Below are 21,730 nucleotides of genomic sequence, written 5' to 3' on the forward strand. Positions count from 1 at the left end.
GGGAGGGGCGTGGCAGGCACGTTTGCGAGGCGAGGTGAAGGAGCGAGACGGCGTCGCGAGGCGACGTGACCGGGCTCGGTGGCGAGGCGACGTGACGGAGCGAGGCGGCGGCGCAGGGCGACGTGACCGGGCTCGGTGGCGAGGCGACGTGACGGAGCGAGACGGCGTCGCAAGGCGACGTGGCCGGGCTCGGTGGCGGGGCCTGCTGAGGTCAGGAGGTGCTGACGGTGCCGACGCGGGCTCCCTCGGGCACCTCGCCGCCTTCCTCGCCGAGCACCGCGTCGCCGACCACGCTGACGTCGGCGCCGAAGGTCCAGTTCCCCTGCACGTCGAGGCTCACGGCTTCCTTGAGAGAGGGCACACCGTTGGCGAACCTCGGCTCGAAGTCCTGGATCAGCTTGTACGAGTCGGCATGGAGCGCGACCGTCGGCACCTCCTCGACCTGCTGGACCAGCGCGCCGCGATCATCCAGGGTGTAGGCGTCGGAGCGCACCAGCAGCAGGTCGCTGGTCGCCTTGACGGGCAAGAACCGGTCCCGGCCCACGACGAGCGCGGTCGCGCCGTCGAACACCTCGATCGCCGCGCCCATCGCGGACTCGATCTGGTAGACGGGGGTGGTGCTCTTGTCGGCGGGATCCACGGTCTTCTCGTTGCGGATGAGCGGCAGGCCCATGACGCCGCTGCGCTCCTTGAGCACGGCGTCCATCTGCTCGAGGTCGAACCACAGATTGTTCGTGTGGAAGAACGGGTGCCGGTGCTCATCGGTGAAGAAGTCCATCTCCTCCTCCGGGGTCTGCGCGGTATCACGCAGGATGAGGCGTCCATCAGACTTTCGGACGGCGAGGTGACCGCCCTTGCGATCGGCCGGCGTGCGGCGGCACAGTTCCGCGGCGTAGGGGGCGCCGGTGGAGGCGAACCACGAGGCGATCACCGGGCTCGGGACAGTGCCTAGGTTGTCGGAATTGGAGACCGAGGCGTACTTGAAGCCCGCGTCCAGCAGCTGCTGGAGCAGGCCGGAGGTCTGCAGGGCGGTGTAGATGTCGCCGTGCCCCGGCGGGCACCATTCCAGGGTCGGGTCCTCCTCCCAGGTGACCGGGGTGAGGTCGTCCACGCGCAGCTTGGGCTCCTTGTTCTGCAGGAAGTCCAGCGGGAGATCGCCGACGCGCAGATCCGGGTACTTCTCGAGCACCTCGAGGGTGTCCTCGCGTGTGCGGAAGGAGTTCATGAAGATCAGCGGCAGGCGGGATCCTGTGCCCTGACGCGCGGCGAGGACCTGCTCGACGATGATGTCGAGGAAGGTCTTGCCCTCACGCACCGGCAGCAGCGACTTGGCCTGGTCCAAGCCCATCGAGGTGCCCAGGCCGCCGTTGAGGTTGATGATGGCCAGCTGGTCGAAGATCCCCTTGGCATGGGCGGGGTCGATCTTCACGTCCTCGAGCAGTGGCGGGTCGAGGTACGGATCGATCGTGCCTTCGGGGATGGAGCCGGTGACGCCGTCCTCGAGCTGACCGTAGTAGTGGGAGAAGACGTCGATCGCGGTCTGCGCGACCCCTGCATCGGCCATCTTCTTCTGTGCTGCGGAGAGTCCTTCGGTGCTCATGACTCCAGGGTATCCGGGCCGACGCTCCGTTCGGGCCGCCTGGCCCCTCCCCCGTCGGGCGCCCTTCCCCTGTCCGCCGCCCTTTCCCTGTCGACCGCCCAGTGCTTGACTGGGGGGCGGAGCGCGACGGGCACCGTCGTCCGTCGCTGGATCCCAGGAGGACACCATGACCGCTCCCGAGGCAAACCCCACCCGACCCGGCCTGCCCCAGGTCGTCGACCGGGCCACCTGGCAAGCACTGCGCGATGAGCTGCTGGTGCGCGAGAAGGCGCACACCCGGGCGGGCGATGCCCTCGCCGCGGAGCGACGGCGGCTCCCGATGGTCGAGGTCGACGGAGACACCCAGGTGGTGGGACCTGATGGCGCCGTCCCCTTCCGCGACCTCTTCGCCGGGCGCGACGAGCTGATGATCTACCAGCACATGTGGTGGGACGGCGCACCCCACCAGGGCCAGTGCGAGGGCTGCACGATGACCGTCTGGCATCTGCACGACGCCTCATACCTGCGCGCCCGCGGGGTCTCCTTCGCGGTCCTCACGACGGGTGCATGGGAGGAGGTGGCCCCGTTCGTGGAGTTCATGGGGTACACCGAACCCTGGTACAGCGTGCGGGACATCGAGGAGCCGATCGGCGGCGACATGGGCTACTTCAGGTCGTTCCTGCGCGACGGCGAGAGCGTGTACCTCACCTATGCGACCACCGGACGCGGAAGCGAGATCGCCGATCCCACGCTGGGCCTGCTGGACCTCACACCCTACGGTCGCGGCGAGGCCTGGCAGGACATGCCGGAGGGCCGCGCGGCCGCCCACGACCCGTGCTGGTACTGGCGCACGGACGTGGACGGCAACGCCACCTGGGGGCCGACGGGCCGGCCGGTCCCCCAGTGGACCCGGCCCGGCGCGGACGCGCAGGCGACCCTCGGCCGCCAGGGCAGCCATTCCTGACATCCTCAGCGCCCCGCCTGCCGGGACGGCCCCGAGGAACGCTGTGCCCGGCGGGGAGGGAATCTCCTCGGCCGCACCGCTCGTCACGGGCCCGGCCCTCCTGCCGTCGCCTCTCAGCCACCCAGCTCGAGCCGCGGCCAGTGAGCGAGGGCGCGCAGCACGGACCGGTCGTGGGTCGCGAGGACGACCGCCGCCGGACTGTCCTCGAGGGCTGAGAGCAGATCATCGACGCCGCTGATGCCCAGGTGGTTGGTGGGCTCGTCCAGCAGCAGCACGTCGGGTCGAGCGGCGAACAGCCCGGCCAGTTCGCGCCGTCGTCGCTCCCCCGGGCTGCCCCGGTGCATCGTCGGAGGCCCTGAATGGCCCTCGTCCTCCTGCGCGAGCATCCCGATGTGCGCACCACCCAGCCTGCGCACGGCGCCGGCCGACGGTGCCATCTGCCCACCGAGCACCTGCAGGAGGGTCGTCTTCCCGGCACCGTTCGGGCCCACCACCAGCAGGCGGTCACCGCCCTCGAGCCGGAGCGTGGTCTCGGCCAATCGGTGCGGCCGGCCCGTGGCCGGTGCCGTGCCCGTTGTGTCCGTGGCGTCCGAGCGATCGACGCGCACCTGGTCGGCCCGCAGCAGCGGGGATCCCGGCGCCGTGGACGAGGGAGGGAGCGTCAGCCGGGGCGGCGGTGACGGGACTTCGAGACGATGCTCCTGGAGCTCGTCGATGCGCTCGTTCAGCGCCCTGACCACTCCCGGCGCCCGGCTCTGGCGCTGGTGCTTTCCCGTCCCCTTGTCGGGACGCCATCCGGTCGAGAGCCGGGACCGGGCGGCGTCCGCGCGGGAGTGGAGGCGGTCGTGCTCGTCCTGCTGTGCCCGATACGCGTCCTCCCAGGCCGCGCGGCGTCGCCGGCGGGCCTCCTGCCACTGCTGGAGACCTCCGCTGACCAGGAGGGCGCTGCCGTCGCTGCTGGGGTCGAGATCGAGGAAGCCGGTGGCGACGTCCGCGAGCAGGGCCCGGTCGTGGGAGACGATCGCGGCGGCCCCTGGATGCTCCCGCAGCGCGCGGGCGAGGTGGTCGAGGCCGCGTACATCGAGATGGTTCGTCGGCTCGTCCAGCAGGAGGAGGTCGTCGCGGGCCGCGATGACCCCCACCAGTCTCACCCGATAGCGCTGGCCCACGGACATCGCGGCCAGCCTGTGGTGGCGGTCGGTGAGCGCGCCGACCTCCGTGAGAGCCACCTCGAGTCGGCGCGGGGCGTCCCAGGCATCGATCGCCGTCGCTGTCGCCAGCGCGGCGTCGTACCGACTCATCGCCTGGGAACCGAGATCGCCGGTGAGCGCGTCCGCCGCCTCATCGAGCTCACGCACGGCGCCGAGAGGGCGAGCCAGCAGGTCATCCAGCAGATCGCCGATGGTGCGGTGGTCGTCGTCAGCGACCACGAGCTCCTGGCGTACGACGCCGAGGGTCCCGTGCCGCTGGACCGTGCCGAGGTCGGGGTCGAGGTCGCCGCTGAGCGCCTCGAGGAGAGTGGTCTTGCCCCGGCCGTTCTCGCCCACCACGGCGAGCCGGTCACCGGGTGCGAGGGTGAGGTCCACCCCGCGCAGGAGCACGCGGCCGCCGCGGGCGAGATGGAGGTTGCGCGCACGCAGATGGGCGGTATGTGACGTTGTGTGAACAGGGGTGTGCGTGGTCATGTCGTGCCTTCCGGTGAGAGGTCACCGGGCAAGCTGCGGAGGGCCGCCCGGTCAGGATCCGGACGACAGCGCGAGGGTGTGCTGGGGCGCCGCCGTCAGCGGCGGGCGCGGGGGCGAAGTGCGACGGTCGCGAAGCACAGGCAGGAGATCGACATGGGGCCCACCGTAGGGTGACGGCCGAGGGGTGTCACGCGAATATTCGCGGGCGCCGGTCCTCGCCGCCCCCTTCGTACGATGGCGCGATGACCACGTCCCTGCAGCAGCTGCGCGACCTCGTCCGGGACCACCCCGTCCAGGCCGTGGTCTCGGACCTCGACGGGGTGCTGCGGATCTTCGACCCGTCCCTGTGGGCCGAGCTCGACGCCGTCGCCGGGACCCCCGAGGGCACGGCCTTCGCCGCAGTGCTCGGCCATCCCTTCCTCGACGAGGTGGTGCGGGGACGCGGCACTCACCGCCAGTGGCAGGGGCGCGCCGCCGGCGAGCTGGTCGCGGCCGGCAGCACTCCGGAGGCGGCAGACACCGCGATCCGCACGTGGCTGGCCTCCCCCGCCCGCATCGATCGCGAGGTCCTCGTGGAGCTGGAGGCGCTGCGAGCGGCGGGACTCGGAGTGTTCGTGCTGACCAACGGCACCGACCGGGTGCCCCAGGAGCTGGAGGACCTGGGCCTGGCCCCGTTCCTCGGTGAGGATCGACGATTCCTGCTGAATTCGGCGGACCTCGGCGCCGCGAAGCCCGATTCGATGGCCTTCGCACGGGCGCATGACCGCATCGAGGAGGAGCTCGCCACGAGCCTGCGCCCGGATCAGATCGTCTTCCTCGACGACTCCGCGGGCCATGTGCGCGCGGCCGAGAGCTTCGGCTGGCACGCGCTGCGGCACCGAACCGTCTGATGGCGACCGCCACCTCCCCTAGAATCGACTCCCATGAGCACAGTCCTGTCCGCGGTCGCCTGGCCGTATGCCAACGGTCCCCGTCACATCGGCCACGTCGCCGGTTTCGGTGTCCCCTCCGACGTCTTCTCGCGCTACATGCGCATGGCCGGCAACGACGTGCTCATGGTCTCCGGCACCGACGAGCACGGCACTCCGATCCTGGTCGAGGCGGACAAGGAGGGCATCACCGCCCGCGAGCTCGCCGACCGCAACAACCGCCTCATCGTCGAGGACCTCGTCGCGCTCGGTCTCTCGTACGATCTGTTCACCCGCACCACGACCCGCAATCACTTCCAGGTCGTCCAGGACATGTTCGTGACCGTGCGGGACAACGGGTACATGGTCGAGAAGACCACCTCGGGCGCGATCTCCCCGTCGACCGGCCGTACCCTGCCGGACCGCTACATCGAGGGCACCTGTCCGATCTGCGGGGCCGGCGGCGCCCGCGGCGACCAGTGCGATACCTGCGGCAATCAGCTCGATCCGACGGATCTCATCGATCCGGTCTCCCGCATCAACGGCGAGACCCCGCAGTTCGTGGAGACGTCGCACTGGTTCCTGGATCTCCCGGCGCTGGCCGGTGAGCTGGGCCGCTGGCTGGACGAGCGCGAGGACACCGGTCTGTGGCGCCCGAATGTGATCCGCTTCAGCCAGAACATCCTCGACGACATCAAGCCGCGTGCGATGACCCGCGACATCGACTGGGGCATCCCGGTGCCGGGCTGGGAGGACCAGCCGAACAAGCGCCTGTACGTGTGGTTCGACGCTGTCATCGGCTATCTCTCCTCCTCGATCGAGTGGGCGCGCCGCTCCGGTGACCCCGAGGCATGGCGGAAGTGGTGGAACGATCCCGAGACCCTCGCCTACTACTTCATGGGCAAGGACAACATCGTCTTCCATTCCCAGATCTGGCCGGCGGAGATGATCGCTCAGAACGGCAAGGGGGACAAGGGCGGCGAGCCCGGGGCGTTCGGGGAGCTGACCCTTCCCACCGAAGTCGTCTCCAGCGAGTTCCTCACCATGGAGGGCAAGAAGTTCTCCTCCTCCAAGGGGATCGTGATCTACGTGCGCGACGTGCTGGCGCGCTATCAGCCCGACGCATTACGCTACTTCATCTCGGCCGCCGGCCCGGAGAACCAGGACGCCGATTTCACCTGGGTCGACTTCGTCTCGCGCACCAACAACGAGCTGGTCGCCGGGTGGGGAAATCTCGTCAACCGCACCGCCGCGATGATCGCCAAGAACGTCGGCGAGATCCCGGCCGCCGGGGAGTTCGAGGAGGTCGACGAGGCGCTGCTGCGGGCGGTCCGCGAGGGGTTCGGCACTGTCGGAGGTCTCATCGAGGCACACCGTCAGCGCGCCGCGATCGCCGAGATCATGCGCCTGGTCGGCGAGGCCAACCGCTATGTCTCCGAGACCGAGCCGTTCAAGATGAAGGCCGAGGAGCAGCGTCCGCGCCTGCTGACCGTGCTGCACGTCCTCGCGCAGGCCGTCACCGACCTCAACACGATGATGGCCCCGTTCCTGCCGCAGTCCGCGAACGCCGTGGAGAAGGCGCTGGGCGGGGATCGTCAGCTCGCCCCGATGCCGCACATCGTGGAGGTCGAGGACCTCGACGGCGGCCCCGCGTACCCGATCATCACCGGCGACTACACGGACGTGCCGGCCTGGGCACATCATGCCGTCGGCGTGGGGCAGAAGGTCGTCAAGCCCACCCCGATCTTCGTGAAGCTCGACCCGGTGATCGCGGAGCAGGAGATCGAGCGCCTCGAGGCCGCAGCTGACCACTGAGCAGCTCCGCTGAGTTCCGACGGCTTCTGTCGCCCCCGGCTGCGGGAATCGACAGGAGCCGTCGCCGTCTGCCAGCAGATCGCCGCGGATCTGTGACTCAGCCCCTCACCGAGTAACACTTTTCTACGAAAGTGTTACTACACTGACGTCATGGGAACACTTCCTGACCCACTTCCCGTCCCGGCCACCGGTCGGCGCACGGGAACCTGGCGCGTGACGGACGACGGCCTCGCCTCTCGCTCTGCACGTGCTCGCGGCAGCGGTCCCTACGCGTCGACAGTGCCTGCCTCGCTGTCCTCGGAAGCGGGCGGGCCCGGCCTGGCGCTGGCACTGCCCGGTGACCTCGCGGCCGACGTCGCCGACGCCGAGACTGCCCTGACCGCCTTCGGTGCGCACGCAACCACGCGGCTCGGAGCCGACAATCCCGCCCTCGGGCCGATGAGCGCAGTCCTGCTCCGCACGGAATCAGCGTCCTCCTCACAGATCGAGGACCTCACCGTCGGCGCCCGCCAGCTGGCGCTCGCGGAGCTCGAGGAGTCCCGCAGTGCGAATGCCCGCGCCGTGGTCGCGAACGTGCGCACGATGGAAGCGGCGCTGCGTCTTGCCTCCGACCTGGACCTCGGCGCGGTGCTGAGCATGCAGGCGGAGCTGCTGACCGGGGATCCCGCCGCGGGCCGACTTCGCGAGCAGCTGGTGTGGGTGGGCCGCAGTGGCCTGAGCCCCCTGGGCGCCGCGCACATCGCCCCGGAAGCCGACCTCGTGCCGGCGGCGATGTCCGATCTCCTCGCGTTCATCGCCCGCGAGGACCTGCCGGTGCTGGTCCACGCCGCGATCGCCCACGCACAGTTCGAGACGATCCATCCGTTCACCGACGGCAACGGCCGCACCGGGCGCGCGCTGGTCCACGCCATGCTGACCGGCAAGGGCCTGCTCACCGCCACCACTGCCCCGGTATCGGCCGGACTCCTCACGGACCTGACCGGATACACCGACGCCCTGACCGCGTATCGGGCTGGTGACGCCCGGGCCATCGTCGAGCAGTTCTCCCGGGCCGCCCGGTACGCCGCAGCCACCGGTACCCGATTGGTCGACGACCTCGCCGCCCAGCTCGACGCCTCTCGCGAGCAGCTCGAGGGGGTGCGCCGCCATGCCCTGGCCTGGAGGGTCCTGCCCCTGCTCGTCGGGCAGCCAATCGTGAATGCGGCGCACCTGCAGCGGATTCTGGGCGTCAGCGCGATGACCGCGCAGCGCGCCCTCGCGCAGCTCACGGCAGCGGGCGTGCTGCGGGAGGCTACCGGTCGCAGTCGCCACCGGGTGTGGCAGCACTCCGGGATCCTCGGGGTGCTGGACGACTACGCCGCGCAGGTGCGCCGGCAGGCCTGAGAGACCCTGACGTGCTGCCCATCCCCGCCGGTCGCGATCTCGACGCTGCCATGGTCATGAACGCTCGGTAGTACGCGCTGGCCACGCCGGGTATAGCGTGGCAGCATCCTCGACCCCGACGCGGAGGAACCCTTCTCATGTCCTCACCCGAGCAGTCCGCCGGCTCCACGGCGCACCACATACAGCATCTGAACCCGAAGGTGATCGTCATCAGCGTCGCCGCCGCGATCGGCGGCTTCCTGTTCGGCTTCGATACCTCGGTGATCAACGGCGCCGTCAACGCCCTGTCCGACGAATTCGCCCTCGGCGCCGGTCTCACCGGCTTCGCGGTCTCCTCCGCTCTCCTCGGCTGCGCGCTCGGTGCCTGGTTCGCCGGGAGTCTGTCGAACCGTTATGGTCGCATCCCGGTCATGGTGATCGCCGCGACTTTGTTCTTCATCTCCGCCATCGGCTCCGGCCTGGCCTTCGGAGTGTGGGACCTCATCGTGTGGCGAGTGGTCGGCGGTCTCGGCGTCGGTGCGGCCAGCGTCATCGCCCCCGCGTACATCGCCGAGGTCGCGCCCGCGAAGTTCCGCGGACGCCTGGGCTCCCTCCAGCAGCTCGCGATCGTGCTGGGCATCTTCGTCGCACTCCTGTCCAACGCTCTGCTGGCGAATTCAGCCGGTGGGTCTGCTGAATCCTTCTGGTTCGGAATCGACGCCTGGCGCTGGATGTTCATGCTCGAAGCGATCCCCGCCGCGGTCTACGGGATCATGGCGCTGTTCCTGCCGGAGTCCCCGCGCTACCTGATCGGCAAGGGAGACCTCGACAAGGCTTCGCGGGTCCTGTACGACTTCACGGGCGAGCTCGACGTCAACCTGAAGATCCAGCAGATCCGCCACACGCTCGAGCGTGAGGACAAGGAGAGTCTGCGCGACCTCCTCGGCGGACGCTTCGGGCTCAAGCCCATCGTGTGGCTCGGCATCCTGCTGTCCTTGTTCCAGCAGCTCGTGGGCATCAACGTGATCTTCTACTACTCGACCACGCTGTGGCAGTCCGTGGGCTTCGACGAGTCGCAGGCGCTGCTCACCAGCACGATCACCTCGATCATGAATATCATTGCGACGATCATCGCGATCGTTCTGGTGGACAAGGTCGGGCGTCGCCTCATGCTGCTGGTCGGCTCCGCCGGCATGGCCGTGTCCCTCGGACTCATGGCACTGGCCTTCTCCTTCGGCGAGACCGCAGCCGGATCCGACGCCGTCACCCTTGGCCAGCCATGGGCTGCAGTGGCCCTGATCAGCGCCAATGCCTTCGTCATGTTCTTCGGTACCACCTGGGGACCGTTGGTGTGGGTGCTCCTGGGCGAAATGTTCCCCAATCGCATCCGCGCCTCCGCACTGGCCGTCGCGGCCGCCGCGCAGTGGGCCGCGAACTGGACGGTCTCCGCGAGCTTCCCGTCCCTGTCGAACATCGGCCTGAGCTTCGCCTACGGCCTGTACGCAGCATTCGCGCTGCTCAGTCTCCTGTTCGTGTACCTATGGGTCCCGGAGACGAAGGACCGTGAGCTGGAGGACATGGAGGACCTGCAGCTGGGACGCCAGGGCAAGGGAGCCAAGGACGCCGAGAGCGCCTGACCCAGAACGCTCGAGCGACAGGACGACGGCCGCCCCTGATCCTCGATCAGGGGCGGCCGTCGTGGCGTGCTGGGTCAGGCCTCCAGCAGGCTGCGCGCGGCGCGGACGATGTGAGTCGCGTCGATTCCGGCCCAGTCGAGCAGCTCGGCGCTGGTCCCTGAACCGGGCACGCCGTCGACCGCGAGGTGCGCCAGATGCAGATCCGTGATCGGTGCCGTGGCCAGGGCGGCGAGGACTGCGGCCCCGAGCCCGCCCTCGGCGTGGTGGTCCTCGACGACGACCACCCGTCCCCCGGTCGCTTCCACGGCGGCGCTGATGCCCTCGACATCGATCGGCTTGATCGAATAGGCGTCGAGCACGCGCACCCTGGTGCCCTGCTCGGCGAGCGTCGCGGCCGCGGAGAGCGCCTCGTGGACGGTCACGCCCGCAGCGATGAGGGTGACATCGTCGTGCTCGGACTGCACGAGAGTCTTCGAGCCCCCGACGGGGAAGTCCTCTCCCGAGTCGTAGAGCACCGGGTAGGCACCGCGGGTGGTGCGTAGGTAGCTCACTCCCGAGGTCTCGGCCATCCGTGCGACCAGAGCGGCCGTGGAGGTGGCGTCGGCCGGGTAGAGCACCGTGGAGTCCTGGATCGCGGCGAACAGCGCCAGGTCCTCCAGGCCCATCTGGGAGGGGCCGTCAGCACCGATCTCGACCCCGGCATGGGACCCGACCATCCGCAGATCCACGCGGGAGATCGGCGCCATCCGCAGGAAGTCCGCGGCACGGGTCAGGAAGGCGGCGAACGACGAAGCGAAGGCGATGTGCCCACGGGTGGACAGACCGGTCGCGGCGGCCACCATCTGCTGCTCCGCGATGAACATCTCGAAGAAGCGCTCCGGGTGCTTCTCGACGAAGGTCCCGGTCCCGGTGGAGTTGGAGACCTCACCGTCCAGAGCCACCACTCGCGAGTCAGCATCCCCGAGTGCTGCCAGGGCCGCCCCATAGGCCTTCCTGGTCGCGACCTCCTCGCCCACCTCGAAAGTCGGCAGGTTCACGGCGTCCACCTCGGGTGCGGGGCGATCCACCTGGGGCGGCCGGGGTCCGCGCACGAGGAGGTCGCGCCGACCGCCGAGCTCGGCGATCGCCTCGTCCGCCTTGTCCTGCGGCAGCGGCTTGCCGTGCCAGCCATCGGCGTCCTCGACCTCGGCGTATCCCTTGCCCTTGACGGTCCTGGCGAGGATCACCAGGGGCTTGTCGAGATCGGAATCCGCCTCGGCCAGCGCCCCGTCGATCTGGTCGATGTCGTGACCGTCGATGACCAGGGCGCGGGCCCCGAAGCCCTCGACCCGGCGCCGGTACGCCTCGAGATCCCATTCCAGGTCGGTGGGGCCGCGCTGCCCGAGCCGGTTCACATCGACGAGAGTGACCAGATTCGTCAGGCCGTAGTGGGACGCCTTGTCCAGCGCCTCCCACATGGAACCTTCGGCCAGCTCGCTGTCGCCGCACAGCACCCATACCCGATAGGGCGACTGCTCGAGGTACTTGCCGGACAGGGCGATCCCGACGCCGTCGGGCAGTCCTTGACCGAGCGAGCCGGTGGCGACATCGACCCAGGGCAGCACCGGGGTGGGGTGGCCTTCGAGGCGCTCATCGAAGCGACGATAGCCAGTCATGAGCTCCTCGTCGGAGACGACTCCAGCCGCCTTGTACGCGGCGTAGAGCAGCGGGGAAGCGTGACCCTTGGAGAAGACCAGGTGGTCGTTGCCGGGTGCCTCCGGGTCGTCCCAGTCGTAGCGCAGGTGTCGGGCCATCAGGGTGGCCAGCAGATCGGCTGCGGACATGCTGGAAGTGGGGTGCCCGGATCCCGCGCTCGTGGAGGAGCGGATCGAGTCGACTCGCAGCTGCGCGGCGAGCTCGGGGATCTGCGAGAGGTCGATCCGCTCGTGGGTGGTGGTGGTCATGGACTACTCCTTCCCGGAGGCCGGGCGCGCAGTGATGACCGGCGCCGTGGGCCCGTGGTTCGTCGTCCTGGGTATCCACCACACTAGGAGCCGGTCACGCACGCGGCAATGGCACGGGACGACCGAGCGGTCCAGGTCGCGGGATCGGAGAGGGTACTCCGGCGGGTCATTCAGGCACGGTCCTCAGACGAGGTCCTCGTCCGGGTCCGATCCGCCGAGGCCGCCGAGGTCCGTGACTCGCATCGTGACGGCGTGGGCCGTCCCAGCAGCTGCGCCGCCCGCCCGCAGGATCTCGGGGATGAAGGCGCTCGGTGCGGGATGGCCGGTGACGTGCTCCAAGTAGGCCTCGTGGGCGCTGAGCGAGTCCACCGCGGCCTGCACCTCGTCGTCGTCGACGCCCTTCGCATGGGTCGGGTCGGGGTGGCCGACCACGAGCAGGGCGCGGGCGGTCCACGGCTCCAGACCCTCCTGCTCTCGCAGCTCCCGGAACACCCAGGGGTTGGCGGCATCACGGGTGCCGTCCACCGCGCTGATCCCGGCGGCTCGGTGATCGGCCTGGTTGATCGTGCCGTAGGCCTCGAGGTCGAAGTTCGTGGTGAGCACCAGGTCCGGTCGCACCTGGCGCACCACGCGGGCGATGTCGCGGCGCAGCCCCAGGGTCGCCTCGAGCATGCCGTCAGGGTGCTCCAGTATTCGCAGGTCGTGCACGCCGACGATGTCGCAGGCATGGCGCTGTTCCCGGGCGCGCAGCGGCGCGACGGTCCTCGGGTCCTGGGCCATGCCGGCCTCTCCGCGGGTCAGCAGCAGATACGTGACCGAGATGCCGGCCGCGGTCCAGGCTGCGACGGCGGCCGAGGCGCCGTACTCCATGTCGTCGGGGTGGGCGACGACGCACAGCACTCGCTGCACCCCGTGCTCGGGCAGTGCGGGCAGGAGCTGCCCCGCGCCGGCGTCCCCGGGCGGACCGGAGTCCGAACCGGGGTGTTCTGCGGGTGCGGTGTGCTCTGCCTTCGAGGCGTGCTCTGCGTGCTCGGTCATGACGCTCCTCCTGGGGCCGACGGATGGAGCCCACTCTAGGCACGCCCGGCCGGCAGGTGGGCGGGCCAGCCCGTCACATCGGGACGACGTCAGGACACGGGAGCGAACTCCGCCTCCACCGTCTTCATCAGCGCGTTGACGGCGGAGCGTCCGGCCCGGTTGGCCCCGATGGTGGAGGCGCTGGGGCCGTATCCGAGCAGGTGGATCCGGGAATCCTCCGCTGCGGCGGTGCCGTCGAGGGCGATCCCGCCGTGCCGGTTGTGCAGGGCGAGAGGCCTGAGGTGCCGCAGCTCGTGGCGGAATCCGGTGGCCCACACGATCGCGTCGAGGTCGGTCGCGGTACCGTCGGCCTCGAGCACACCGGTCGTGGTGATCCGCGTGAACATCGGGCGGCGTGCGAGGATGCCGCGTCGTTCCGCCTCGCGCAGCTCCGGCGTCCACGCCAGCCCGGTCGCGGAGACCACGCTGCGTACGGGAAGGCCGCGGCGTACCCGATCGATGACCCCGGAGACGGCCTCGCGTCCGAGCTCCGCCGTGAACGGCCGATCCTCGAAGACGGGCTCGCGGCGGGTGTACCAGCGCGTGTCCGCGACCTCGGCGATCTCCTGGAGGAATCCGAGGGCGCTGATTCCGCCGCCGACGACGGCCACTCGCTGCCCGGTGAAGTCCTCCGCCCGCACATAGTCGACGGTGTGCAGCTGGCGGCCGCGGAAGTCCGCGGCGCCCGGGGAGGAGGGGACGAAGGGTCGGGTCCAGGTGCCGGTGGCGTTGAGTATCGCGCGGGCCCGCACCGGCGGCAGCCGTTCACCGTCGGCGCCGACGGAGTGGACCAGCAGCACGGGCCGGGGCGCGCTCTCGGGGGCGGCGTCGGCGGCGACCGCGGGGTCGTCCTCGACGAGGGTGACCCGCACGGGGCGCTGGATAGGCACCTCGAAGCGGTGCTCGAAATCCGCGAAGTAGGCCGGCACAGCCTGGTTGGAGGGCGCAGCGGGATCCGCGACGACCTCGGGCATGCCGGGCAGCTCGCGGATCCCGTTGACCGTGGCCATGGTGAGGCTGTCCCAGCGGTGGCGCCAGGCGCCTCCCGGGCCGTCCTCCGCGTCCAGCACCAGGAAGGTGCGCTCGTCGGCCGCGGCGTCCCCGAGCGGCCGCAGGCCCCGGCGCAGCAGGTGGAAAGCAGCGGACAGCCCCGCCTGACCGGCGCCGATCACCACCACGTCGGCAGTGCGCACGAAGGAGTCCATACCGTGCGGAACCCCTGTGACGTCCCGACTGTTCCCGGACGCGACCGGCGTCACCCGTGGTGTGCGGGGACCGGGCTCTGTCTGGTGCGAGCTGCCGTGGCGGCCCTCGCGGCGGCCAGGCCCCGCTGGAGATCCTCGGAGAGGTCCTCGAGGTCCTCGAGGCCGATGCTGAGGCGCACGGTGCCGGGCCCCACGCCGCAGGCCAGGCGCTGGGCTTCGGTGAGATGGGAATGGGTGGTGGTCCCCGGGTGGCAGACCAGGGAACGAGCGTCGCCGATGTTCACGGCGAGGGTGAACAGCTCCAGGGCGTCGCAGAAGGCCGCGGCGGCAGCCTCTCCCCCGCTCAGGTCCACGGAGAACACTCCGGAGGTGCCCCGGGGGAAGTCCCGATCGGCGAGGATCGCGTCGGCCCGGCCCGGGATGGTGGGGTGGTTGACCTGGTCGACGCCCCCCGAGCCGTGCAGGCGGGAGGCCAGCGCGGCGGCATCGGCGCTGATCTTGCGCATCCGCAGGTCGAGCGTCTCGATGCCCACGAGGATCTGCTGGGCGCTGGTGGCCGGGAGGGTGGTCCCGAAGTCGGTGACGTACTTGGCGCGGGCGTAGGACAGCAGTCCCGAGCAACCTCGAGCGTAGTCATCGGCGAAGGTGACGCCGAAGCGTCGGTTGGGGGTGGTCAGCCGTGCCCAGCGTTCGGGACATCGCCGAGGGTCGAAGTTTCCGGTGTCGACGATGAGCCCGGCGATGGTGGTGCCGTGACCGCACAGGTACTTGGTGGCGGAGTGGACGATCACGTCGGCCCCGTGGTCGCCGGGCCGGTACAGCGCGGGGCTGGAGAGCGTGGCGTCGACGATGACGGGCACGTCGTGGGCGTGGGCGATCGCGCTGATCGCGTCGAGGTCGACGAGCTGCGCGCCGGGGTTCGCGATCGACTCGACGATGACGGCGCGGGTGTGGGCCGTGATCGCGCGCTCCCAGGCGTCCAGGTCCCAGGGGTCCACGGTGGTGGTCGTCACGGCGAGATCGGCCAGGGTGTCGTCCAGGAACTCGGTGGTGCCGCCGTAGAGCAGCTCGGAGGCCACGAGGTGGCTGCCCGGCTCGAGCAGCGCGCACAGGGCGATGGTGGTGGCGGCCTGGCCGCTGGCCACCGCGATCGCGCCGATTCCACCCTCGAGCGCGGTGATGCGCTCCTCGAGCACGGCGGTGGTGGGGTTGCCGGAGCGCGAGTAGGCGAAGCCGTCGCAGCGGCGCGCGAACAGCTCCTTGAGCGAATCGTGGTCTCTGTGCGCGTAGGCGCTGGTGGTGTAGATCGGGGGCGTGACGGCGCCGTGCATGTCGTCCGCTCTCCAGCCTGCGTGGATCGCTGCAGTGCTCACGTGGCCTCCCCGATGCGAATGCGTCCTTCACCGTGATCGCGAACCGATCACGCTCGGATCAGCATCGGGGACGGCGGGCAGGCGGGGCGAGATCTGTGACGAACTGTGGCGCTGCACGGCTCACCGGGTCGAGCGACCCCCGAGCCGGTCCCAGGCTCAGGTGCCGTCGGCCGCCCACACTCCGGAGGTGCCGCGACGGTGGGAGCCGACCAGGTGGGTGTCGACCACCCCGAGCGCTTCCATCAGCGCGAACATCGTCGTGGGACCGACGAAGCGGAAGCCCCGGCGCTTGAGCTCCTTGGCCATCGCGATCGATTCGGCGCTCGTGGTGGGAACCTCAGCGGGTGCGGTGGGCAGCGGGGTGCGCTCGGGCCTGTAGGACCAGACGAGGTCGGCCAGATCGGCGCCGGGGCCGAGGTCGCTGCGGGCTCCGATCCCCTCGGCGCTGCGCAGGGAGATCGTGGCGCGGGCGTTGGAGATCGTCGCCTCGATCTTGCCACGGTGGCGGATGATTCCCTCGTCCTGCAGGAGGGTCTGGACGTGCTCGGGGCCGAAGGCGGCGACGGCGTCCACATCGAACCCGGCGAAGGCGTGGCGGAACCCCTCGCGTCGGCGCAGGATCGTCGCCCAGGACAGGCCGGACTGGAAGCCTTCGAGCGCGAGCCGCTCGAAGACCCCGTGCTCATCGCGCACGGGCATGCCCCACTCGGTGTCGTAGTACTCGCGCAGGTCCTCGTGCACCGAGGCCCAGAGCGGGCGTGACAGGCCGTCCGGCCCGACGATCAGAGGGGCCGCCGCCTCACTCATCGATCTTCCCGATGGGCTCACGCTTCTCGGCCTGGAACTGGTCCTCGAGCCGGCCCAGTGCCCAGTAGGCGGAGATCGAGATCTGCTCGCGCGGGACCCCGGCGTCCTTGACGAGCACCCGGCGCAGCTGTTTGGTCAGTCCGCGCTCGGCATGGCAGAACACCTGGAGGCCGTCGAGGGCTGTCAGGTCCAGCGCGGCCACGGCCTGAAGCAGCTGCTCCCGTTCGCCGATCACCCAGCGCAGCTCGATCCCGTCGGGACGTGCGAGCTCCAGGGCATCGTCCTCGTGGTCGAGATGGAGCAGGACCAGGCCGGTGGCCTGCGCATCCATGACCTCGAGCGAGGCGGCGATCGCGGGAACCGAGGCGTGGTCACCGATCAGCAGGTGCGAGGCGGCGTCGACCTCGGGGGTGTAGCCGCCACCGGCGCCCATGAGGGCGATGCGGTCCCCAGGGAGTGCTTCATCGGCCCAGCGGGCAGCGACGCCGCTGTCCTCGCCGTGGCCGTGCAGCACGAAGTCCAGGTCCAGGGTGCGGGCATCGTCGTCCCAGTGGCGCACCGTGTAGGTACGGCGCACGGGCAGCAGCTCGGGAGTGTTCTCGCGCAGTGCGTCGAGATAGTACGGAGGCTGCAAGCCGGTGGACGGGTCGGCGATCAGCAGCTTCACGTAGGCGTCGGCCTGGTGATTGCGGTTCAGCTCGGAGTACATCTCCCCGCCGAGGGTGACGCGCAGCAGGCGGGGCGTGAGGCGCGTCTTGCTGATCACCTCGAGCACCGCCTGCTTCTTCTTGGGAGGCCGGGCGCCGCCTTCCGAAGCAGTGGCGGCCGCGGGCGCAGGCGTGGTGAGTGCAGCAGTGGTCTCCATCCCTCCAGATTACGCGACATCTGTGTTTCGTAAATGGCAGGGAGCTGAACATCGCACGGCCCGCATGTCCGGTCCGATGGTGATCCGGCGGTTGCCGACCCGGCCGTCTAGGGTGGGCCCATGAGTGCATACCCGTCCGCGGAGGTGGACGCCGTCGTCGTCGGCTCCGGTCCCAACGGCCTCGCTGCGGCCGTCACCCTCGCCCGCGCCGGACTCCGTGTCCAGGTGCTCGAGGCCCAGGACACGATCGGCGGCGGTGCGCGCACCCTCGATCTCGGTCTCGCGCCCGGGGTCATCCACGACATCTGTTCCGCGGTGCACCCGCTCGCCCTCGCCAGCCCTTTCTTCGACGCCTTCGACGTGCGCGCGCGCGGTGTGCAGATGAATCTCCCGGAAGCCTCCTACGCGCAACCGATGGACGACGAGCCCGCCGCGATCGCCTGGCACGACGCCGAGCGCACGGCCGACGGGCTCGGGGCCGACGCCGCCACCTGGCGAGCGACGCTCGGCACCCTGGCGAAGAACCAGGATCTGGTGGTCGAGCTCGCGCTCGGGGACAAGCGCTCGGTTCCCCCCGCCGTGCTGAGCCCGCACAGCCTGACGATCGCTCCCCTGTTCGGCGCCCTGCTGGGTCTGCAGGGGACCCCGGCCTGGAATCTGCCGTTCCGCACCGAGCGGGCCCGGGCGCTGCTCAGCGGCGTCGCGGCGCACGCGATCGGTCGCATTCCCTCTCTCGGGCTCAGTGCGACGTCCGCGCTGCTCGGGACGATCGCCCACGGCGTGGGCTGGCCGATCCCCGTCGGCGGCTCCCAGGCGATCATCGATGCGCTGGTCGCGGACCTCCGCGCGCACGGCGGCGAGATCATCACCGGCCATCGGGTGCGCACGTGGCGGGATGTGCCGCCGGCGAGAGCCGTGCTGCTGGATACGACGGCCGGCGCCGCGGCGGAGATCCTCGCCAACCGCCTCCCCCGCTCCCTCGAGGCGCAGCTGCGCCGCTTCCCGCACGGCAATGCCGCCGCGAAGGTCGACTTCGTCCTCTCCGGGCCGGTGCCCTGGCGGGATCCCGACGTGGGCCGCGCGGGCACCCAGCACCTGGGCGGCACCCGCGGACAGATGGCCGCCGCCGAGGCCGAGGTCGCCGCGGGCCGCATCCCGCAGCACCCGGTGACCCTGGTCAGCGATCCCTCGATCGCCGACCCGTCCCGCATCCAGGGCGGAGTGCGCCCCCTGTGGACCTACGCACATATGCCTGCCGGCGACACCACGGACCCCACCGAACTGGTCACGGCGCAGATCGAGCGCTTCGCCCCGGGATTCCGCGATGTCGTCGTCGCCTCCCAGGGGATCAGCGCCGCCGATATGGCTCGGCACAACCCGTCCTTGGTGGGCGGCGACATCTCCATGGGACGCGTGACCATGTACGACATGATCGCCCGCCCCACGGCGCGCTGGGATCCGTACCGCCTGGCCGACACCGGCTGGTACCTGTGCTCGGCGGCGACGCCGCCCGGCCCCGGGGTGCACGGCATGAACGGCTGGCACGCGGCGCAGCGCGTGCTGCGCCATGAGTTCGGGCTCCGAGAGATGCCCGACCTGGGCCCGTCGGCCTGAGAGCGAGTGCTGTTCTCAGCAGTCATCGGGGCAGCGCGAGGAGGTCATCGTGGGCCGGTGACATATGTCGAGCCCCCTCGGGTGGACCACTGGTTGATAGTTCATTTATCGTGGCGGCTCCCCGGGCCTCCGGGTCGCTGCTCCCGTCCCGAAAGGACACCCCTTGGCTACTGCGTCCACACCCCGCCTCGCTCCCCTGCGTGACCCTCTGCTGCTGATCGCCCGCGTCGTCGTCGGAGTGGTCTTCATGGCGCACGGCTGGCAGAAGATCGGTCAGAACGGCCTCGAGGCGACCACCCAGGGCTTCTCCGGCATGGGTGTGCCGATGCCGGAGATCGCCGCCCCGGTGGTCGCCTACGCCGAGCTCATCGGCGGCGCCCTGCTGGTGCTGGGACTCCTCACTGGGTTCGCGGGCCTCGTGCTCGCGATCGACATGGTGGTCGCAGCTCTCCTGGTGCATGCCTCAGCCGGCATCTTCGTCACCGCGGGCGGCTGGGAGCTGGTCGGTGCCCTCGGCGCCGCGGCCCTCATGCTCGCCGCCGTCGGCCCGGGCCGTCTCGCCCTGGATCACCTCTTCGGCTCCAAGCGCGGTTCGCGTCGCCGCGCCTCCGCCCGCTCCGCCTCGACGGCCTCGGCCGGCGCGTCGTCCTGACCCTCCCGGCCAGGCGTCCGGCGACGGTCGAAACCGTCCTCCAGCCCTGCGAACCCCGACTTTTCTGACACGCGGTCCGCGACTGACTGGTCACATCCGCCCGACTCGCATTGCCGCACCCCCGCCGTGTGGCGGAAGATGAGCGACCGTGAAATCTTCAGACCCTTCCGAGCCGACCGCACCCGTGCCTGATCTCCCGAGCGGGGACGGCGGCGGCGCCACCGTCGGCACCCGGGATGCGGACCTTCACAATCCCTCCGGCCGGACCTTCCTCGGTCAGCCGCGCCCTCTGGCGAACCTGTTCAGCGTGGAGATGTGGGAGCGCTTCAGCTTCTACGGGATGCAGGGCATCCTCGCGATCTACATGTACTTCGAGACCACCCGGGGCGGTCTCGGGATCGATCCGACGGTCGCCGCGGGCATCGTGGGCGCCTACGGCGGCTCGGTCTACATCTTCTCGATCTTCGGGGCCCTGGTCTCGGACCGCCTGCTGGGCCCCGAACGGACGCTGCTCGCCAGTGCCGTGATGATCATGCTGGGGCACATCGCCCTGGCTCTCGTGCCGGGCGTGCCCGGGCTCGTCGCCGGCCTACTGCTCGTGGGCGTCGGCTCAGGCGGCCTGAAGTCCACTGCCGCAACCCTCGTCGGTGCGCTGTACGACGTGAAGGACACCCGCCGCGACGCCGGCTTCTCGATCTACTACATGGGGATCAACATCGGCGGGCTGCTAGGCCCCCTGATCACGGGGCTCGGCCAGAAGGAGTGGGGCTTCCACCTCGGCTTCGGCCTGGCCGCGATCGGCATGGCGATCGGCCTGGTCCAGTACGTGCTCACCCGCAAGAACCTGCCGACGACGGTGCACAACGTGCCCGATCCGCTGCCCCGTGCGCAGTACCCGCTCTGGGCGGGCATCGCCCTCGCCGCGGTCCTGGTGATCCTGGTCCTCGTGCTCACCGGCGTCGTGGGCCCGGGCAATCTGGCCGACATCATGGTGGGCCTGTCCGTGATCGGTGCGGTCGTCATCTTCGCGATGCTGCTGACGTCGAAGAAGGTCTCCGCCGACGAGCGTTCCCGAGTGCTCGCCTTCATCCCGCTGTTCATCGGGACCGCCGCCTTCTTCGCCCTGTTCCAGCAGCAGTTCACCGTGATCACGCTGTACTCGGACACGAGGCTGAACCGTGATCTGTTCGGCTGGGAGATGCCGATCCCGTGGGTGCAGTCCTTCAACCCGTTCTTCATCATCGTGCTGGCACCGCTGTTCGCCGCGCTGTGGACCGCGCTCGGCACCCGCCAGCCCACCACCCCGAAGAAGTTCGCCCTCGGCATCATGCTGATGGGCTCCGCGTTCCTGCTGTTCCTGCCGATGGTCCCCGTGGCCTCGGTGCCGGTGCTGTGGATCGCCGGGATCATGCTGGTGGCCACGCTCGGCGAGCTGTCCCTGTCACCCGTGGGACTCTCGCTCGCGACCAAGCTGGCCCCGGCAGCCTTCCCGGTGATGATGATGGCGCTGTACAACCTGGCCATCGCCCTGGGCACCTCGCTCTCCGGCGCACTGGCGGGGTTCTACTCCGCCGAGACCGAGGGCTCCTACTTCGGCATCCTCGGTGCGGTCACCATCGTGATCGGGCTGATCATGCTGGCGATCGCCAAGCCCGTCGAGAAGGGCATGCGCGGGATCCGCTGACCGCTGCTGTGCTCGAGGTCCATGACGGCCTCAGCGCTCATGAGCCGCCCCACCGTCTCGGTGGGGCGGCTCATGCGTGGCGAGGGTGCCTGCTCAGGCGTCCGTCCCGAGGACGGGCAGGAGCACGCCGATCACGGCGCACACGATGCCCAGACCTCCCGCGATACGCAGCAGCATCCTGGCGGGCGGATCACCCCACCCCTTCAGAAGACCGAGCGCCAGGAAGAGGACGAAGGCGAGGACGGCGAGGGCGCCGACGACGCTCAGCAGGACGATCATCGGGATCCTCCGACCACGGCGAAGCTCACGCCGATCACGGCGCAGACGCCGGCGGCGATGTATGCGAGGATCCGGAACCCGTCCCCCGTGCCTCCGTCCAGCAGCATCGAGGCGACGAAGCAGACCACGGCGATCGCGCCGGCGAGCGTGACGGCCAGGACCTGTATCCGTCGCAGGGATGAACGGGCAGGTGAAGCGGCGCTTGTGTCCATAGGGTCAGGGTAGGAACTCTTCGACAAGTGTCCAAGAGGTCACCTGGATCCGTCGTCCGGCATCAGGCC

At 70.1% G+C, this 21,730-nt stretch carries 18 protein-coding genes; 8 read left to right on the plus strand and 10 right to left on the minus strand.

Annotated features, from left to right (window positions below; translation table 11 throughout):
• Window positions 1-211: 211 nt before the first annotated feature.
• A complete protein-coding gene (locus INT51_RS18690) occupies window positions 212-1,600 on the minus strand; it encodes a UTP--glucose-1-phosphate uridylyltransferase (RefSeq protein WP_193106853.1) in 1,389 nt (462 codons plus the stop codon).
• 166 nt (window positions 1,601-1,766) lie between these two features.
• Here INT51_RS18690 and INT51_RS18695 point away from each other — a divergent pair, with 166 nt between their 5' ends.
• A complete protein-coding gene (locus tag INT51_RS18695; RefSeq protein ID WP_193106854.1) occupies window positions 1,767-2,543 on the plus strand; it encodes a DUF899 family protein in 777 nt (258 codons plus the stop codon).
• Between the two features lie 113 nt (window positions 2,544-2,656).
• Here INT51_RS18695 and INT51_RS18700 read toward each other — a convergent pair whose 3' ends face one another.
• Window positions 2,657-4,228 (minus strand): ATP-binding cassette domain-containing protein, encoded by a 1,572-nt coding sequence (locus INT51_RS18700; protein ID WP_193106855.1) that lies wholly within the window; start codon window positions 4,226-4,228, stop codon window positions 2,657-2,659.
• 242 nt (window positions 4,229-4,470) lie between these two features.
• On the opposite strand from INT51_RS18700, the gene INT51_RS18705 reads away from it, so the two are divergent.
• The 4 genes from INT51_RS18705 to INT51_RS18720 all read left to right on the plus strand — a co-directional run bounded on the left by INT51_RS18705 (window position 4,471) and on the right by INT51_RS18720 (window position 9,950).
• Complete coding sequence (locus INT51_RS18705; RefSeq protein ID WP_193106856.1) at window positions 4,471-5,118, plus strand: HAD family hydrolase; 648 nt, start codon at window positions 4,471-4,473, stop codon at window positions 5,116-5,118.
• 33 nt (window positions 5,119-5,151) lie between these two features.
• Complete coding sequence (gene metG / locus INT51_RS18710) at window positions 5,152-6,951, plus strand: methionine--tRNA ligase (RefSeq protein ID WP_193106857.1); 1,800 nt, start codon at window positions 5,152-5,154, stop codon at window positions 6,949-6,951.
• Window positions 6,952-7,101: 150 nt separating this feature from the next.
• On the plus strand, window positions 7,102-8,334 hold the full coding sequence (locus tag INT51_RS18715; RefSeq protein ID WP_193106858.1) for a Fic family protein: 1,233 nt from the start codon (window positions 7,102-7,104) through the stop codon (window positions 8,332-8,334).
• Window positions 8,335-8,471: 137 nt separating this feature from the next.
• Complete coding sequence (locus INT51_RS18720) at window positions 8,472-9,950, plus strand: sugar porter family MFS transporter (RefSeq protein WP_193106859.1); 1,479 nt, start codon at window positions 8,472-8,474, stop codon at window positions 9,948-9,950.
• Window positions 9,951-10,024: 74 nt separating this feature from the next.
• Here the strand turns inward: INT51_RS18720 and INT51_RS18725 are convergent, their stop codons facing one another.
• The 6 genes from INT51_RS18725 to INT51_RS18750 all read right to left on the minus strand — a co-directional run bounded on the left by INT51_RS18725 (window position 10,025) and on the right by INT51_RS18750 (window position 17,220).
• Complete coding sequence (locus INT51_RS18725; protein WP_193106860.1) at window positions 10,025-11,893, minus strand: transketolase; 1,869 nt, start codon at window positions 11,891-11,893, stop codon at window positions 10,025-10,027.
• A 183-nt stretch (window positions 11,894-12,076) separates the two neighbouring features.
• Window positions 12,077-12,931, minus strand: a complete 855-nt coding sequence (locus tag INT51_RS18730; protein WP_193106861.1) for a PIG-L deacetylase family protein — start codon at window positions 12,929-12,931, stop codon at window positions 12,077-12,079.
• Between the two features lie 89 nt (window positions 12,932-13,020).
• Entirely contained in the window at window positions 13,021-14,175 is a 1,155-nt protein-coding gene (locus INT51_RS18735; RefSeq protein ID WP_193106862.1) for an FAD-dependent oxidoreductase, read from the minus strand.
• Window positions 14,176-14,225: 50 nt separating this feature from the next.
• Entirely contained in the window at window positions 14,226-15,548 is a 1,323-nt protein-coding gene (locus tag INT51_RS18740) for an O-acetylhomoserine aminocarboxypropyltransferase/cysteine synthase family protein (protein WP_193106863.1), read from the minus strand.
• 156 nt (window positions 15,549-15,704) lie between these two features.
• Complete coding sequence (locus tag INT51_RS18745; RefSeq protein ID WP_193106864.1) at window positions 15,705-16,355, minus strand: DNA-3-methyladenine glycosylase I; 651 nt, start codon at window positions 16,353-16,355, stop codon at window positions 15,705-15,707.
• The gene (locus tag INT51_RS18750; RefSeq protein ID WP_193106865.1) at window positions 16,348-17,220 is read right to left on the minus strand and encodes a siderophore-interacting protein; all 873 of its coding nucleotides are present in this window, start codon (window positions 17,218-17,220) and stop codon (window positions 16,348-16,350) included. Before INT51_RS18750 ends, INT51_RS18745 begins: the two co-directional genes overlap by 8 nt.
• 120 nt (window positions 17,221-17,340) lie before the next feature.
• On the opposite strand from INT51_RS18750, the gene INT51_RS18755 reads away from it, so the two are divergent.
• From INT51_RS18755 to INT51_RS18765, 3 genes are all read left to right on the plus strand, one after another.
• Entirely contained in the window at window positions 17,341-18,834 is a 1,494-nt protein-coding gene (locus tag INT51_RS18755) for an NAD(P)/FAD-dependent oxidoreductase (protein ID WP_193106866.1), read from the plus strand.
• A gap of 163 nt (window positions 18,835-18,997) precedes the next feature.
• Window positions 18,998-19,486 (plus strand): DoxX family protein, encoded by a 489-nt coding sequence (locus tag INT51_RS18760; protein WP_226985918.1) that lies wholly within the window; start codon window positions 18,998-19,000, stop codon window positions 19,484-19,486.
• Window positions 19,487-19,634: 148 nt separating this feature from the next.
• Window positions 19,635-21,170 carry a peptide MFS transporter gene (locus tag INT51_RS18765; RefSeq protein ID WP_370540834.1) on the plus strand — a complete coding sequence of 512 codons (1,536 nt, stop codon included), beginning with the start codon at window positions 19,635-19,637 and terminating at the stop codon, window positions 21,168-21,170.
• A gap of 93 nt (window positions 21,171-21,263) precedes the next feature.
• On the opposite strand, the gene INT51_RS18770 is transcribed toward INT51_RS18765, so the two are convergent.
• Together INT51_RS18770 and INT51_RS18775 are read right to left on the minus strand one after the other, a co-directional pair.
• The gene (locus INT51_RS18770; RefSeq protein WP_193106867.1) at window positions 21,264-21,449 is read right to left on the minus strand and encodes a hypothetical protein; all 186 of its coding nucleotides are present in this window, start codon (window positions 21,447-21,449) and stop codon (window positions 21,264-21,266) included.
• Window positions 21,446-21,661: a hypothetical protein gene (locus tag INT51_RS18775; RefSeq protein ID WP_193106868.1), complete on the minus strand. Its 216-nt coding sequence runs from the start codon at window positions 21,659-21,661 to the stop codon at window positions 21,446-21,448. The genes INT51_RS18770 and INT51_RS18775 overlap by 4 nt, the downstream gene beginning before the upstream one ends.
• Between the last annotated feature and the right edge of the window lie 69 nt (window positions 21,662-21,730).

This window comes from Brachybacterium sp. FME24, assembly GCF_014897705.1.
GTDB lineage: Bacteria > Actinomycetota > Actinomycetes > Actinomycetales > Dermabacteraceae > Brachybacterium.